19 protein-coding genes are annotated in these 12,833 nt (G+C 59.4%); 4 read left to right on the top strand and 15 right to left on the bottom strand.

Annotation, left to right across the window (positions count from 1 at the left end; translation table 11 throughout):
* Positions 1-85 precede the first annotated feature (85 nt).
* Complete coding sequence (locus SIB92_RS11770; RefSeq protein ID WP_412552235.1) at positions 86-1,297, top strand: MFS transporter; 1,212 nt, start codon at positions 86-88, stop codon at positions 1,295-1,297.
* Positions 1,298-1,358: 61 nt separating this feature from the next.
* On the opposite strand, the gene SIB92_RS11765 is transcribed toward SIB92_RS11770, so the two are convergent.
* From SIB92_RS11765 to rplS, 3 genes are all read right to left on the bottom strand, one after another.
* The gene (locus SIB92_RS11765) at positions 1,359-2,222 is read right to left on the bottom strand and encodes a hypothetical protein (RefSeq protein WP_412552234.1); all 864 of its coding nucleotides are present in this window, start codon (positions 2,220-2,222) and stop codon (positions 1,359-1,361) included.
* A gap of 380 nt (positions 2,223-2,602) precedes the next feature.
* On the bottom strand, positions 2,603-2,824 hold the full coding sequence (gene rpmE / locus SIB92_RS11760; RefSeq protein ID WP_093090590.1) for a 50S ribosomal protein L31: 222 nt from the start codon (positions 2,822-2,824) through the stop codon (positions 2,603-2,605).
* A gap of 11 nt (positions 2,825-2,835) precedes the next feature.
* Complete coding sequence (rplS, locus tag SIB92_RS11755; protein WP_168591505.1) at positions 2,836-3,210, bottom strand: 50S ribosomal protein L19; 375 nt, start codon at positions 3,208-3,210, stop codon at positions 2,836-2,838.
* Between the two features lie 307 nt (positions 3,211-3,517).
* Between rplS and SIB92_RS11750 the strand changes: the two genes are divergently transcribed.
* From SIB92_RS11750 to SIB92_RS11740, 3 genes are all read left to right on the top strand, one after another.
* Positions 3,518-3,913 carry a MarR family winged helix-turn-helix transcriptional regulator gene (locus tag SIB92_RS11750; RefSeq protein WP_412552233.1) on the top strand — a complete coding sequence of 132 codons (396 nt, stop codon included), beginning with the start codon at positions 3,518-3,520 and terminating at the stop codon, positions 3,911-3,913.
* 71 nt (positions 3,914-3,984) lie between these two features.
* Entirely contained in the window at positions 3,985-4,374 is a 390-nt protein-coding gene (locus tag SIB92_RS11745; protein ID WP_412552232.1) for a hypothetical protein, read from the top strand.
* Positions 4,375-4,465: 91 nt separating this feature from the next.
* A complete protein-coding gene (locus tag SIB92_RS11740) occupies positions 4,466-5,293 on the top strand; it encodes a glycoside hydrolase family 25 protein (RefSeq protein WP_412552231.1) in 828 nt (275 codons plus the stop codon).
* A gap of 21 nt (positions 5,294-5,314) precedes the next feature.
* Here SIB92_RS11740 and SIB92_RS11735 read toward each other — a convergent pair whose 3' ends face one another.
* The 12 genes from SIB92_RS11735 to ffh form a co-directional block, all read right to left on the bottom strand.
* Entirely contained in the window at positions 5,315-5,650 is a 336-nt protein-coding gene (locus tag SIB92_RS11735; protein ID WP_412552230.1) for a YegP family protein, read from the bottom strand.
* Positions 5,651-5,722: 72 nt separating this feature from the next.
* A complete protein-coding gene (gene trmD / locus SIB92_RS11730; protein ID WP_412552229.1) occupies positions 5,723-6,526 on the bottom strand; it encodes a tRNA (guanosine(37)-N1)-methyltransferase TrmD in 804 nt (267 codons plus the stop codon).
* Positions 6,526-7,044, bottom strand: a complete 519-nt coding sequence (rimM, locus tag SIB92_RS11725; protein WP_412552228.1) for a ribosome maturation factor RimM — start codon at positions 7,042-7,044, stop codon at positions 6,526-6,528. Before rimM ends, trmD begins: the two co-directional genes overlap by 1 nt.
* 80 nt (positions 7,045-7,124) lie before the next feature.
* Positions 7,125-7,754, bottom strand: coding sequence for a 5,6-dimethylbenzimidazole synthase (gene bluB, locus SIB92_RS11720; RefSeq protein WP_412552227.1), 630 nt, complete (start codon positions 7,752-7,754; stop codon positions 7,125-7,127).
* A 16-nt stretch (positions 7,755-7,770) separates the two neighbouring features.
* Entirely contained in the window at positions 7,771-8,136 is a 366-nt protein-coding gene (gene rpsP, locus SIB92_RS11715) for a 30S ribosomal protein S16 (RefSeq protein WP_294112819.1), read from the bottom strand.
* Positions 8,137-8,240: 104 nt separating this feature from the next.
* Positions 8,241-8,537, bottom strand: a complete 297-nt coding sequence (locus SIB92_RS11710) for a chorismate mutase (protein ID WP_294112822.1) — start codon at positions 8,535-8,537, stop codon at positions 8,241-8,243.
* Positions 8,530-9,135: a GNAT family N-acetyltransferase gene (locus SIB92_RS11705; RefSeq protein ID WP_412552226.1), complete on the bottom strand. Its 606-nt coding sequence runs from the start codon at positions 9,133-9,135 to the stop codon at positions 8,530-8,532. Before SIB92_RS11705 ends, SIB92_RS11710 begins: the two co-directional genes overlap by 8 nt.
* Positions 9,135-9,656, bottom strand: coding sequence for a GNAT family N-acetyltransferase (locus tag SIB92_RS11700; protein ID WP_412552225.1), 522 nt, complete (start codon positions 9,654-9,656; stop codon positions 9,135-9,137). Before SIB92_RS11700 ends, SIB92_RS11705 begins: the two co-directional genes overlap by 1 nt.
* Positions 9,653-10,201: a GNAT family N-acetyltransferase gene (locus SIB92_RS11695; RefSeq protein WP_412552224.1), complete on the bottom strand. Its 549-nt coding sequence runs from the start codon at positions 10,199-10,201 to the stop codon at positions 9,653-9,655. The genes SIB92_RS11700 and SIB92_RS11695 overlap by 4 nt, the downstream gene beginning before the upstream one ends.
* On the bottom strand, positions 10,198-10,785 hold the full coding sequence (locus SIB92_RS11690; protein ID WP_412552223.1) for a GNAT family N-acetyltransferase: 588 nt from the start codon (positions 10,783-10,785) through the stop codon (positions 10,198-10,200). The genes SIB92_RS11695 and SIB92_RS11690 overlap by 4 nt, the downstream gene beginning before the upstream one ends.
* On the bottom strand, positions 10,785-11,120 hold the full coding sequence (locus SIB92_RS11685; protein ID WP_412552222.1) for an NIPSNAP family protein: 336 nt from the start codon (positions 11,118-11,120) through the stop codon (positions 10,785-10,787). Before SIB92_RS11685 ends, SIB92_RS11690 begins: the two co-directional genes overlap by 1 nt.
* The gene (ffh, locus tag SIB92_RS11680; protein ID WP_412552221.1) at positions 11,120-12,661 is read right to left on the bottom strand and encodes a signal recognition particle protein; all 1,542 of its coding nucleotides are present in this window, start codon (positions 12,659-12,661) and stop codon (positions 11,120-11,122) included. Before ffh ends, SIB92_RS11685 begins: the two co-directional genes overlap by 1 nt.
* Positions 12,662-12,833: the final 172 nt, after the last annotated feature.

Genomic DNA, 12,833 nt, shown 5'->3' with positions numbered 1-12,833 from the left:
GTCGGACAGTCCGGTATGCCAGACGTCGCGTGAAAGGCGCTGACTGGCCCTATACACCTGCGCGTGTGCGTCCTAGCGTGGCGCCATGACACATCCCGTTCTTGATAGCCGCTACAGCTGGATCCGCCTCGCCATCACCTTGGTGATCGGGGTTTTTGCCAATGTCGGCATGTGGGCGGTGATTGTGGTGATGCCTGCGGTGCAGGAGGAGTTTGGCATCGATCGGGCGGATGCCTCGCTGCCCTATGTGCTGACCATGATTGGTTTTGCGTTGGGCAATTTTGCTATTGGGCAAGCTGTAGACCGCTGGGGTGTGACCAAGGCGTTGATTGGCGCGGCGGTGCTCAGTGCGGTGAGCTATGGGGCGGCGGCGGTGAGTGGCTCGGTACTGATGCTCTCGTTTGTGCATCTGTTTTTGGGCTTTGGCACGGCGGTGGGCTTTGGACCGCTGATTGCGGATGTGTCGCTGTGGTTTCAGAAGCGGCGCGGAGTTGCGGTGGCAATTGCGGCCAGTGGCAACTACCTGTCCGGCGCGATCTGGCCGGTGTTGCTGAGTGGCGTGTTGAGCACCCATGGCTGGCGCGCGGTGTTTGTGGTGCTGGCCGTGATGACCGTGGTGGCAGTGGTGCCGCTGGCGTTTCTATTGCGTCCCAAAGTGCCAGCGGAGGCTTTGGCGGCACAGGACAGCGCGGCGCAGGCGCGCCAAGCTGGGGCGCCGTTTAAGCCCGCGCCGTTGATGTGGATTTTGGGGCTGGCCGGGATTGGCTGTTGCGTGGCGATGAGCATGCCGCAGGTGCATATCGTGAGCTTCTGCGTGGACCTTGGCTATGGTGCGGCTGTGGGTGCGGAGATGTTGGCACTGATGTTGATGGGCGGGGTGGTTAGTCGTCTGATCAGCGGGTTGGTGGCAGATAAGCTGGGCGGGGTGCTGACGCTGTTGATTGGCTCAATTTTGCAGATGGGCGCGCTGTTCCTGTTTCTGCCGTTTGACGGGTTGGTGCCGTTGTATTTGGTCAGTCTCGCCTTTGGCTTGGCGCAGGGCGGGATTGTGCCCGCTTATGCGCTGGTCGTGCGGGAGTATATGCCCTCCAAAGAGGCCGGTAGCCGGGTTGGTTTTGTGATGATGGCGACCATTCTGGGCATGGCGCTGGGCGGCTGGATGTCGGGTTGGATCTACGACGTGAGTGGCAGCTATGAGCTGGCCTTTGTGAATGGCATTGCCTGGAATGCGCTGAATATTGCCATCATGGGCATGATCCTGCTGCGCACGCGGGGCGCGCGGGTGGTGATGAGCTAAGCTAGGAACCAGAAGGGCGAAGCCTTGGCTCCGCCCTTTGCTGTGGTTGTGACAAGGGCCGCTAAGCCAATACATCTTCCATTTCATCTTCGGCCTCGCCTGTGGCTTCAGGCTCCAAGTCTTCGGGCTCCAGAGTGGCCAAAAGTGCTAAGGGATCATCCTCTGCACCAGCGTCGCCAAAGGCACCGTTTTCGACGGCCTCGTCATATGCGGCCAAAATCTCATCAGAATCCGCAAAACCGCCTTCTGGTGCTTCGATCCGGAACAGTTCGACCGGGTACCCATCTTCGTGGAACTCGAAGAATGCGATGGCTTCCAAAGATGTGACATCACCGCCGACGCCGTCCTCAAAATGGCTGAGGTAATTTGCGAAAGTTGGCTCGCTGCCCTCGGGCAGGTCATCTGCGCCGAAGTAGTAGCCATCTGTGATGACACCGTCTTCGTTAAGCTCATATCCAAAGCCGACTTTCTCGATGAGGGGCTCTTCTGGCTCCTCCGGTTCTTCCGGGTCATCGGACACGGCTTTGATTGAACCGGAGTCTGTGGTTGTCGATGTGGCCCGAATACCAAAGATGTCGATGTCATCCAGGCTATCGGCGTTGAGCTCAATTGTAAGCGAGTCGCCTTCGGTCAGGTAGGTTTCTTTATCTTCCCCTTCCGGGCCCAGCCCTGGGTCGCTGAGTTGAGCCGCCTCATCCCATTGAACGCGTTCACCTTCTAGCCGCACGCCATTCATGTTGAGTGGCCCTGCGAGGGACTCGCTGTCACCGGAAAAATCGTCGTCGCCAAAGTAGACCGCATTCACGTCCATCGCGCCTTCATCGACAGTGATGTCGGCAAAAATGGAGCCATCCTCTTCGTAAACCATGACGGTATAAGCCAATCCGTCTAACTCGTAAGTAAACACTTTGGATTCAATTGGCATGGCAGTGCCTCCCCCTAATTATTGAACGGACCACGACCCAAAACGGCAGTGGTGTTTTCTGTTGCACTTTAGGAATTGGAAGGAGCGTGCCACATAAGCGCTGAATTTTCGAGAAAAAGCGGTTTTTCGGTGGGAAACACTATGTTTCCGCGTGTTTTGGGCGTGCTTGGGGGGAGGGCGTGCTCGGTGGGACCTAGGGGGCGTTGGGAACCGGCTGGTGCCCAACAAAAAACGCCGCCCCGAGGGAGGCGGCGTTTCTGTAACGAATGCAGCTAAGCTTAGAGCACTTTGCGTTCGACTTGTATCGCTTGTTCGCTGTCTCTCCCTTACGGTCGAACGCGAAAAGCGATCCGTTTTTGTCGTTTTGAACGCTAAATGCTTTAGAAGCCCAGGCCTTCGTATTTCTTTTTGAACTTGGACACGCGGCCGCCGGCGTCCATCAGGCGGGTGGAGCCACCGTTCCATGCCGGGTGCACAGATGGGTCCACGTCGAGCGCCAGAGTGTCGCCTTCGTTGCCGTAGGTGGAACGCATCTTGATGATGGTGCCATCGGTCATTTTCACGTCGATGAAGTGGTAATCGGGATGGGTATCTTTTTTCATGAGACCACTCCTTACGCTTTTTTGGGCTTGTAGTTGGTGTCTTCTGCGATACGCGCGGACTTACCACGACGGGAGCGCAGGTAGTACAGTTTCGCGCGACGTACACGGCCACGACGTACAACAGTGATGCTGTCGATGTTGGTGGAGTGCAGCGGGAACACACGCTCCACGCCTTCGCCGAAGGAAATTTTGCGAACAGTGAACGAGCCAGCGATGCCGGAGCCGTTTTTGCGGCTGATGCAGACGCCTTCGTAGTTCTGCACACGGGTGCGGGAACCCTCGGTCACTTTAAAGCCAACACGGATGGTGTCACCGGCTTTGAAATCGGGGATGTCTTTCCCCAGCGCAGCAATCTGCTCCGCTTCGAGCTGTGCGATCAGATCCATTGGATCATCTCCTATAATGCTTGTGGTTTGGCCCACAAAGGTTTGATGCACCTCAGAACTCTTGGTCTTCTTCCGGGTCCGCGTGATGCGCCCGCCAGAGGGTCAGGTCGTCTTTTCTTGTCTTCTTCTGCTGCTTTGTTGCGGTTTTGAGCGAAGAAACCCAAGCCCCATGCAATGCACAGCAGGCCCGAACGACTCATGAGAGCCGCGGACAGGCGGTGTTTAGGGCAGATGGGCCAAGCGTGCAAGGGGTTTGACAGTGGGAGGGGAATTGAATAGTTAGCTTGGCGAACTATATTGGATTCGCATGTCAGACCTCGCCAAAAAACTGCAGAAGGTGCATCAAGCCTGTCATCGGGCCTGGGCCAAGGCAGCGCGGGACCTGGAACTGAGTTTCAGCGAGTTTGAGTATCTGAGTGCGGTGCAGGAACAGGCGGACCTTCAGCGGTTTGAGGACAAACACGGCCAGCATTTGCAGGACATCGTTGATGCGCTTGGGGTGACCAAGGCCAGCGCGAGCACAATGATTTCCAAGCTGGAAGCACGGGGTTGGGTGACCCGGTTCCAATGCATGATGGACGCGCGGGCACAGCACATCGTGCTGACACCGGAGGGGCAGGTGAAGCTGGCCCGGGGCGCGCGGGTCTATGAGCAGATTGCTACGCAGATCAAAGACGAGATTGGTGACACCCTGAGCCTATAGGGCAGAAGGTCGACTGGGTTTCAAGTACTGCACATAAAGTAAGTTAGGCAAACTAAATAAAGGAGACGATCATGGCGATAGAAAACCTCTTGTTGGGGATCGCGATACACCAATTGTTTTGGGAGCACCTGCCGCATTGGGGTACGTGGTTCACGCGCGCGCTCAAGCTGCTGCCACACCCCTTGCAGACGCTTTATGAACAATGGCGGTGTCCCTACTGCGCCGGGTTCTGGATCGGGCTGGCGGTGCATGCCGCGACGGGCAATTACCTGTTTGCAGGCTTTGCTGAGTTGCCTGCGTTCTGGGGTAGTCTAGGCACGCCAATCGCCTGGTTCATGGATGCACTGGTGTTTGCGGCGCTTAACAAACTGGGCGTTTTGAGTGTCCATGCGATTGGCCTGCCAGCCTTGAAGGGGCATCAGGCCAAAGAAGCATTTTTGGCGGCAAAAAAGGCAGCATAGGCGGGGCATCGCTTTTTAGGAAAGCTTTGCTTGCCAAACGCGGCGCTCTCTCGGTTTACTGAGGGGGCGCAGTGGTTTGGTCAGGTGTGAGATGCGGGTTTTCAAGACAGGTTTGTTGGCGTTGTTGGTTGTTGCGAGCTGTGGCCGGTCGGTGCCGGAGGGTCCAGCGGCTCAGGCCGCACAGCAAGCAGCCGCGGAAGAGGCCGCGCGGGTGCGGGCTTTGGCAGCGCAGGTGGTGACCTATCCGACATTTGGCGATGCTGATCCACATGAGTGGGACCGGCGGCCACCGGAGACTTATCCGGTGCATGGCATTGATGTGTCGCGCTGGCAAACCAGCATCAACTGGCAGGAGGCGCGGCGGGCCGGGGTCAGTTTTGCATTTCTGAAAGCCACGGAAGGCGGGGATCTGGCGGACCCGCTGTTTGACACACATCGCGCCGGGGCCGCGCGCGCGGGAATCCCGTGGAGTGGCTATCACTACTATTATTTCTGTCGCCCAGCCGAAGAGCAGGCGGCATGGTTTATAAAGAACGTGCCGAGTGGCGCGCCGTTGCCACATGTGTTGGACATGGAGTGGACGCCGCAGTCGCGCACATGCCGGTTGCGGCCCAGTGGCAGCAAGGTGCGCAGCGAGGCGCGCAAATTCTTGTCGATTTTGGAAGCGCACTACGGGCGGCGGCCGATTGTCTACACGACGGTGGATTTTTTCCAGGACACCGGCATTGGCACGTTGGGCGGCACGGAGTTCTGGCTGCGCTCGGTCGCTGGGCACCCGCAAAAGGTTTATCCCGGCGCGCGCTGGACGTTCTGGCAATATACGGGGACGGGGCTGGTGCCCGGGGTTGCAGGCAAGGTGGACATCAACGTGTTTCGCGGCAGTCCAGAAGCCTGGGTGCGGTGGCGAGAGGGCCGGTGACCCGCTCGCCGTGTCTTGGGCTTAGTCGTCGATTTCGACCACAGCAGCCTCAGGCGCGTTGCGCATGACGCTTTCAATGCCGTTGTCGCGGCCGGAGGCGCTGGTGTAGCTCTGCGAGGTGCCGATGACCTGACCGTTGGTGGCTTTCAGGTTGAACATGAACTTGCCGGAGGCGGTTTCTTTGCGCTCGTAGCGCGCCTCGTCAGCGGCGTTTTTCTGCACCGATGCAATGCCGTTTTCACAGCTGGCTTTCTGCTTGTAGCCTTCGGAAGCGAGGATGTTCTCGCCGTTGCCTGCTTTCAGGCGGAAACGGAATTCACCAGCTTTGTCGGTGTAGAGCTCGAATTTGGCGGCCATGTCTGTGGTCCCTGTTCAGAATTGTGATGCGGGAACAAAAACATGGGTTGGGGCCGGGGCGCAAGGACTTGGTTAATTGTCCTCGTCGGCCCCATAAGCAGCCCACATGTCCGGGCGGCGGGCCTTGGTGATGTCCTCGGCCATTTGGTGGCGCCATTTTTCGATGTTGGCGTGGTGGCCGGACATCAGCACATCTGGGATTTTGTGGCCGTTCCATTCGGCGGGCTTGGTGTATTGCGGGTGCTCCAAAAGGCCGTTGGAGTGGCTTTCGTCCTCGATGCTGTCAGCGTTGCCGAGCACAGACGGCAGCAGACGCACGGTGGCGTCGATCATAGCTTGCGCGGCGATCTCGCCACCGGTGAGGACAAAGTCGCCGAGGCTTACTTCCTGAATGTTGTAGTGGTCCAATACGCGCTGATCGACACCTTCAAAGCGGCCACAGAGCATGGTGATGCCATCGGCTTGAGACCAGGCGCGGGCCATTTTTTGGTCGAACCGACGCCCGCGTGGGGAAAGGTAGACCAATGGCCAGTTGCCACGAGCGCCGCGCATGGTGTGTTCAATTGCCGGTCCAAGTACGTCGGGGCGCAGCACCATGCCCGCGCCGCCGCCAGCCGGGGTGTCATCCACATTGCGGTGTTTGGTCAGGCCAAAGTCGCGCAGGTTGGTGGTTTCGATCTGCCACTTGCCGTCCTTGAGCGCCTTGCCGGTGAGGCTTTCGCCCAGGACGCCGGGAAATGCGTCGGGAAACAGGGTAATAATGCGGGCCGACCAGACTTTGGACAGGCGCGGATTGTGGGTGATCAGCTCGCGCGGTTTGAGCGAGGCGGAGATGGACAGGCGGCCATGGGATTTTGGCTTGGAGGCGTCGGTCATCAGTCAAACAGACCTTCTGGGGGATCGGCGATGATGCGGCCTGCGGCAATGTCCACGGTGGGGACATTGGCCAAGGTGAACGGCAGAAACACGGTTTCCGAAGTTTTTGGGGGCAGGACCTCCAAGAGGTCCGCGGCGCCGTGGTTGAGCACGTTTTTCACTTTGCCAAGTACATTGCCGCCGGTGTCGCGCACCTCAAGGCCCACCAAATCGGTGTAGTAGTATTCGTCGTCCTCGGTTTCCGGCAGGCGGTCGCGGGGGACAAAGAGCTTCACGCCTTTCAGCGCGTCGGCCTGTTCTTTGGTCGCGATGCCAGAGAGCCGCGCAGCGAGGCCGTTTTTGATGGAGCGCGTGATGGCGATGTCAAACTCAAACGCGCCGTCTTCGGTCAGCAGGGGCGCGTAATCCTCAAGCGCTTCGGCTTCGGCGGTGAAGCTTTTGAGGCGGACTTCGCCGTGTACGCCATAGGCGCCGCCAATGGCGCCAACGCAGATGAGTTCAGAAGGGGTGTCGCTCATGGGGCGGCCTTTGCTTTGCTTGCGCCTGTTTTTCCACGAATGCAGGGAGAGGTGCAAGGGAGAGCTGGGGGCGCGTGGGGTTAGCGCGACTGAATGGGCAGCGCGGTCTCGCGCTCCTCCCAACCCGCTTTGGCCAGCTCCGGCGTGTCAGAGAGCTCTTCAGGCCAGCCGACGCAGAGGTAGGCGACCAGTGACCACTCTGGCGGCACATTCAGATCACGGTTGAGTTGCTCGGGGTCCAGGATAGAGACCCAGCCGACGCCCAGCCCAAAGCTGCGGGCGGTGAGCCAGAATTGGGTGATCGCGCCAACCACGGAATAACGGCGCATTTCGGGCATGGTGGCCGCACCAAGGCCTTGGCCTTTGGCGGTGGCGTCGTCGCAGTAGATCGCCAGTTGCACAGGCGATTCCTGCATGCCGGAGAGTTTTAGATTTGCGTAGAGCGCTGCGCGGTCGCCGTCATAGCCCTTGAGGGCTTCGGCATTGGCGGCTTGGTAGTTTTTGAGCGCGGCAGTGCGGGCTTCATCGCTTTCCACGCGGATCACGCGCCAGGGCTCTGACAGGCCCACAGACGGGGCCAGTAGAAATGTGTCGAGGCACTCCCGAAGAAGTGCCTCGTCCACCGGATCGGTGCGGAAGCGGCGCACATCGCGCCGCCACTGCATGAGCCGTTGCAGATCGTGCCGGAAATCAGAAGTGAATTCGGTCATTCCGGGACTGTCCGTCTTACTCTTCAGCTGCTGCTTCAGCGGCTTCGGCTGCTTTTGCAGCTTTCTCTTCTGCGCGGTCCTTGGCTTTCTGGCCTGGCTCGGCTTTCTTAGGGTTGTTGCGCTCTTTCTTGGCGACAACACCGGCAGCTTCCAGGAAGCGGGACACACGGTCAGAAGGCTGTGCGCCCTGGTCCAGCCAGTACTGAACGCGTTCCATGTTCAGCTTCACGCGCTCTTCGCTGTCTTTTGGCAGCAGTGGGTTGTAGGTGCCCAGCTTTTCGATGAAGCGGCCGTCACGTGGCATGCGGGAGTCCGCTGCTACTACACGGTAGAAAGGACGTTTTTTGGAACCGCCGCGGGCGAGACGAATTTTCATAGCCATGGTGTTATCTCCTAATATGGCGTGTGCACCGGGGTGCGTGAGTGTTGCACCAGTGCGGTGCGGGTTGGTGTCGAAGAACAGAGGCAGCCCTGCTCAACGGTTTGTTATTCCTGGTGTTTCTTGTGGTGCTGAATGACTTCAGCGATGATGAAATTCAGGAAATTCTTGGCGAATTCAGGGTCCAGATCGGCCTTCTTCGCAAGATCTTCAAGACGTGCGATCTGTTTCGCTTCGCGATCCGGATCGGACGGGGGAAGGTCGTGTTCGGCTTTGAGCTTGCCAACAGCCTGCGTGGCTTTGAACCGCTCGCCCAATGTGTAGACGAGGATCGCGTCGAGGCGGTCGATGCTGTCGCGGTAGCCTTTCAGCAAGTCGGCGGCGCGTTGGGTGTCGTCAGTCAAGAGCGTAGCCTTTCGGTTTGAACATCGGGTCGGCGTAGTGGCTGATTTCCATCTCGATGGCATCGCCAATCTGAGAGGAGGCCAGGGTTTCGGGCGAGGGGTGGCGGTAGACCACATCATGCCCGTCCACCGACGGTGCGGATTTGTCTTTTACAGCGCCGAGGCGCTCGGCCAGGCGGATCGAGTCGAGGTTTTTCGGGTCTATGTAGGACACAGCCCCGTCCCAGCCGAGCTCGTTGTAGAAATAGCGGCGCACCGCGTGGGTGGATTCCAGTGCGTAGCCGTGACCGGCCTTGTCGGGCCAGATGATCCAGGCGATTTCACGTTCTGGCCATTTGGCAGGGAACCAGCCACCGGCCATGCCCAGCGTTTCGTCGGTCTCTTTGTCGTGGATCATCCACATGCCGTAACCGCGGATGTTCCAGTGGCCGATTTCGGCCGCGTAGAGCATCCAGGTTTCATAGGCATTCAGCGGACCGCCCATGAAACGGGAGCGGTAGGAGGCGAAGGTGGCCTTGAAGTTCGGGTAATCCTCAGGTTCCGGACCGCGCAGGACCAGACGTTTGGTTTCAAGGATTGGAATGGTTTTGGTGGGCATCAGGCGGCCTCCACTTTCGGATGGCGGTAGACATGGCAGAGTTTGCCATGCAGCTGATGTTCGCGCTCATATGTTGCGCCAAGGCGTTTGGCCATGGCGATGGATCGGGCGTTGGCTGGCGCCAGGTAGCTCATCAATTGCGGCATGCCGAAATTTGCAGCTGCGTAAGCCCGCGCGGCAAGGGCCGCTTCCGAGGCGTAGCCTTTGCCTTCGCCTGCTTCCATCACGCTCCAGCCGAGTTCTGGCTCATGCCAACCTGGGGCGTTGATCACGCCGGTCCAGCCCATGAAGGTGCCGGTGGCTTTTTCTTCGAAGTGCCAAAGGCCATGTCCGCGCACAACCCAGTGGCCAATGCGGCTTGTCAGGCTCATGAAGGTTGTGGCTTCGTCGCGTGGGCCGCCGACATATTGGCTGCGATCAGACGCGAAGAATTTGACCATGGCGTCCAGATCGGACAGCTGGGGCGCACGCAGGCGCAGGCGTTCAGTTTCGATCACAGGGATGTTCAGGTCAAGGCTCATGCGTAGGCCTCCATGCCGCCGTTGACGAGTTCGTCCGGAGACAGGTGACGCCAGATTTGCACGGTGCCGAAGCGCTCATGTGTGAAGTCGCCGTCGTGCCGCGCGCCCATACGTTGCGCCAGCTTGCGCGAGGCTGTGTTGTTCGGATCCACCAAGCTGATGGCCGTGTCCCATCCTAGAACGTCATAGGCGTAGCTGCGGGCAGCAGTGGCAGCCTCGGTGGCGTAGCCTTTGCCTTCAAAACCTTCAAACAGGTCCCAGCCGATTTCAGGCTCTGGCCAACCGTGTGGGAACCAGAGGCCGATGTTGCCAACCGGCGCGTTGGTGTCGCGCTCCGCCACAATCCAGCGACCATAGCCGCGCAGGGCCCAGTGGCCGGCTTCCAAAGCCAAAGTGCGCCAGGCTTGTTCCGCCGACATTGGGCCGCCGACAAATTTGGAGCGGTCAGAAGCAAAGAAAGCTGCAACGGCCTCAAAGTCAGACAACTGCGGGCCGCGCAGGATCAGACGTTCGGTTTCAAGTTGGGGGATCTCAATGCGCATCATGCGTAGGCCTCCAACTGGTGACGCCACACCTGAACCGGCTCGGGAAACATCGCTTCGGCCTGCGCGTCGCGTTTGGCACCGAGGCGCTCGGCGACGGCGGCGGACTGCGTGTTGGGCAGGTCGACGTAGCTGACCAATGATGGCAGTTCCATCTGGCCCAAACCAAAGTCGCGCACGGCTTCGGCGGCCTCTGTCGCATAGCCAAAGCCCTCGGCGTCTTCGGTGAGGAAGTAGCCCAGCTCATGTTCCTGATCGCCAAACTCCATGCCCAGACCCACAAAGCCCAGAACCGCACCGGTGTCGGCTTTCACGATGGCGAAGTAGCCCACACCGCGCAGCATCCAGCCGCTTACGCATTGGGTGAACTCTGCCCAGGCTTCGTCTCGGTCAAACGGGCCTTCCATATAAATGGCGCGGTCGCTGGAAAGAATGGCGTGAAAGGTTGAGAAATCCGTCAGGCGCATCGGACGCAGGGACAGACGAGGTGTCTCAAGCGTGGGCACACACATTTCCATCTGCGTCGCCTGTGCGGCGGCAGGTCCGGTGGCAGGTGCCTCCCAGGGATATGTGGTGTGCAGGGTCATCAGAACGCGTCCAGAGCCTCGATGGGCGCGGCGTCCAATACCGGTCGTGTGAATGTGCGGTCGTAGCGGCGGATGCAGCCGGTTTTCTGTGCGAAAGCAAAAGCCTTCTGGCACTCTTCGTCTTCCATCGACGCAGTGCGATACGCCTCATAGGCCGCCAGAGACGGGTAGGAGAACATCGCATAGGCTACGTCATTGGCCCCCTCAGATGGCAACCAATAGCCGTGATGGGTGCCGCCCATCCGGTTGACCAGACCAATCCACGCCTTGGCGTAGGCCTCAAAGGCCGCGACCTGATTTGGGTCGATCTCATATGTGAGGGTGCAGGTGATCATTACTTCTTTTTCCCAAAGCCGGACAGGCCGGACGGAAGCCCCATGCCGCCGCCCATGCCACCAAGGCCGCCAAGGCCGCCAAGGCCACCGGGCAGGCCGCCTTTACCGCCAAGCGCTTTGGCTGCGGCTTCAAGCTGCTTTGGGTCCATCTGGGTTGGGTCCATATTGGCCATGTCCGCGCCGCCTTTGCCAACCATGCCTTTCATGGCCTGTTTCAGCATGCCGCCTTTGCCCATTTTGCCCATCTTCTTCATCATGTCGGCCATCTGGCGCTGCATCTTCAGAAGTTTGTTGAGGTCGGAGACCTCCATGCCAGAGCCTTTGGCGATCCGCTTTTTGCGGGAGGCTTGCAGGATTTGCGGGTTGGCGCGTTCCATTTTGGTCATGGATTGGATCATAGCGATCTGGCGCACGATCATACGGTCGTCAAAGCCCGCGTCCTGCACCTGTTTGGCCATTTTGCCCATGCCGGGCAGCATGCCCATCATGCCTTCCATGCCGCCCATTTTCTGCATCTGCTCGAGCTGCATTTTCATGTCGTTCATGTTGAAGCGGCCTTTCTGGAAGCGCTTCATCATTTTCTCGGCCTGTTCAGCCTCGATGGTTTCCTGAGCTTTTTCCACGAGGGCAACGATGTCGCCCATGCCCAGAATACGGCCTGCGATCCGGTCCGCCTCGAAGGTTTCGAGCGCGTCCATCTTTTCGCCGAGGCCGACGTATTTGATGGGTTTGCCAGTGACTGCGCGCATCGAGAGCGCGGCACCGCCACGGCCGTCACCGTCCATACGGGTCAGGACCACGCCGGAGATGCCGATCTTGCCGTCAAACTCTTCCGCCACTTCCACAGCGACCTGACCGGTGAGGCCATCGACCACGAGCAGCGTTTCGCGTGGGTTGACCACGTCGCGCACGTCCTCGACTTCTTTCATCAGGACTTCGTCGATCTGCAAACGACCGGCGGTGTCGAGCATGTAGACGTCGTAGCCGCCCAGTGTCGCCTGCTGCTTGGCGCGTTTGGCGATCTGTACGGCGGACTCACCTGGCACGATGGGCAGGGTGTCGACGCCGATCTGGGTGCCGAGCACCTGCAGCTGTTGCATCGCGGCCGGGCGGTAGATGTCGAGCGAGGCCATCAGCACGCGCTTGCCGTCTTTCTCGGTCAGGCGTTTGGCAAGTTTACCGGTGGTGGTGGTCTTACCGGAGCCCTGCAGACCGACCATCAGGATCGGGGCGGGCGGGCTGTCGATTTTGAGCGTGCCGGGTTCGGCGTTTTCGTCCCCTGCAAGCACGTCTTTCAGTGCGTCGTGGACGATTTTCACAACCTGCTGGCCCGGGGTCACGGATTTGGTGACGGCCTGGCCGGTGGCTTTTTCCTGCACGGCTTTGACAAAGTCGCGGGCGACGGGCAGCGATACGTCGGCTTCCAGAAGGGCAACGCGCACCTCGCGCAGGGCGGTTTTTACGTCGTCTTCAGACAGTGCACCTTGTTTGGTCAGGCGGTCAAAGACACCAGAGAGGCGTTCGCTTAGATTTTCAAACATCGCTACCGGCTCCTTATCACCGTTTCAAATCTGGCCCAAACATAGGGATGAGCCGCCCAAACGCCAATGTCCCCCATGGGCGCGACGCGCTGATGGGGGGCGATCCCGGCATTATGCCTAGGACCGGAAGTTTGACGGACTCCCGGAAGTGCTGCGCGTTTACGCCGAAGGA

The organism is Shimia sp. MIT1388, assembly GCF_047124445.1.
Taxonomy (GTDB): domain Bacteria; phylum Pseudomonadota; class Alphaproteobacteria; order Rhodobacterales; family Rhodobacteraceae; genus Shimia.
This window is presented reverse-complemented; position numbering and strand designations above follow the sequence as displayed.

What these genes read in the sequence shown, in the direction of transcription:
- SIB92_RS11770 (WP_412552235.1), top strand. Translation starts at nt 86, where the DNA reads ATGACACATCCCGTTCTTGATAGCCGCTACAGCTGGATCCGCCTCGCC.
- SIB92_RS11750 (WP_412552233.1), top strand. Translation starts at nt 3,518, where the DNA reads ATGTCAGACCTCGCCAAAAAACTGCAGAAGGTGCATCAAGCCTGTCAT.
- SIB92_RS11740 (WP_412552231.1), top strand. Translation starts at nt 4,466, where the DNA reads ATGCGGGTTTTCAAGACAGGTTTGTTGGCGTTGTTGGTTGTTGCGAGC.
- SIB92_RS11765 (WP_412552234.1), bottom strand. Translation starts at nt 2,222, where the DNA reads ATGCCAATTGAATCCAAAGTGTTTACTTACGAGTTAGACGGATTGGCT.
- ffh (WP_412552221.1), bottom strand. Translation starts at nt 12,661, where the DNA reads ATGTTTGAAAATCTAAGCGAACGCCTCTCTGGTGTCTTTGACCGCCTG.
- SIB92_RS11685 (WP_412552222.1), bottom strand. Translation starts at nt 11,120, where the DNA reads ATGATCACCTGCACCCTCACATATGAGATCGACCCAAATCAGGTCGCG.
- bluB (WP_412552227.1), bottom strand. Translation starts at nt 7,754, where the DNA reads ATGACCGAATTCACTTCTGATTTCCGGCACGATCTGCAACGGCTCATG.
- SIB92_RS11695 (WP_412552224.1), bottom strand. Translation starts at nt 10,201, where the DNA reads ATGATGCGCATTGAGATCCCCCAACTTGAAACCGAACGTCTGATCCTG.
- rimM (WP_412552228.1), bottom strand. Translation starts at nt 7,044, where the DNA reads ATGAGCGACACCCCTTCTGAACTCATCTGCGTTGGCGCCATTGGCGGC.
- trmD (WP_412552229.1), bottom strand. Translation starts at nt 6,526, where the DNA reads ATGACCGACGCCTCCAAGCCAAAATCCCATGGCCGCCTGTCCATCTCC.
- SIB92_RS11745 (WP_412552232.1), top strand. Translation starts at nt 3,985, where the DNA reads ATGGCGATAGAAAACCTCTTGTTGGGGATCGCGATACACCAATTGTTT.
- rpsP (WP_294112819.1), bottom strand. Translation starts at nt 8,136, where the DNA reads ATGGCTATGAAAATTCGTCTCGCCCGCGGCGGTTCCAAAAAACGTCCT.
- rpmE (WP_093090590.1), bottom strand. Translation starts at nt 2,824, where the DNA reads ATGAAAAAAGATACCCATCCCGATTACCACTTCATCGACGTGAAAATG.
- SIB92_RS11700 (WP_412552225.1), bottom strand. Translation starts at nt 9,656, where the DNA reads ATGAGCCTTGACCTGAACATCCCTGTGATCGAAACTGAACGCCTGCGC.
- rplS (WP_168591505.1), bottom strand. Translation starts at nt 3,210, where the DNA reads ATGGATCTGATCGCACAGCTCGAAGCGGAGCAGATTGCTGCGCTGGGG.
- SIB92_RS11690 (WP_412552223.1), bottom strand. Translation starts at nt 10,785, where the DNA reads ATGACCCTGCACACCACATATCCCTGGGAGGCACCTGCCACCGGACCT.
- SIB92_RS11705 (WP_412552226.1), bottom strand. Translation starts at nt 9,135, where the DNA reads ATGCCCACCAAAACCATTCCAATCCTTGAAACCAAACGTCTGGTCCTG.
- SIB92_RS11735 (WP_412552230.1), bottom strand. Translation starts at nt 5,650, where the DNA reads ATGGCCGCCAAATTCGAGCTCTACACCGACAAAGCTGGTGAATTCCGT.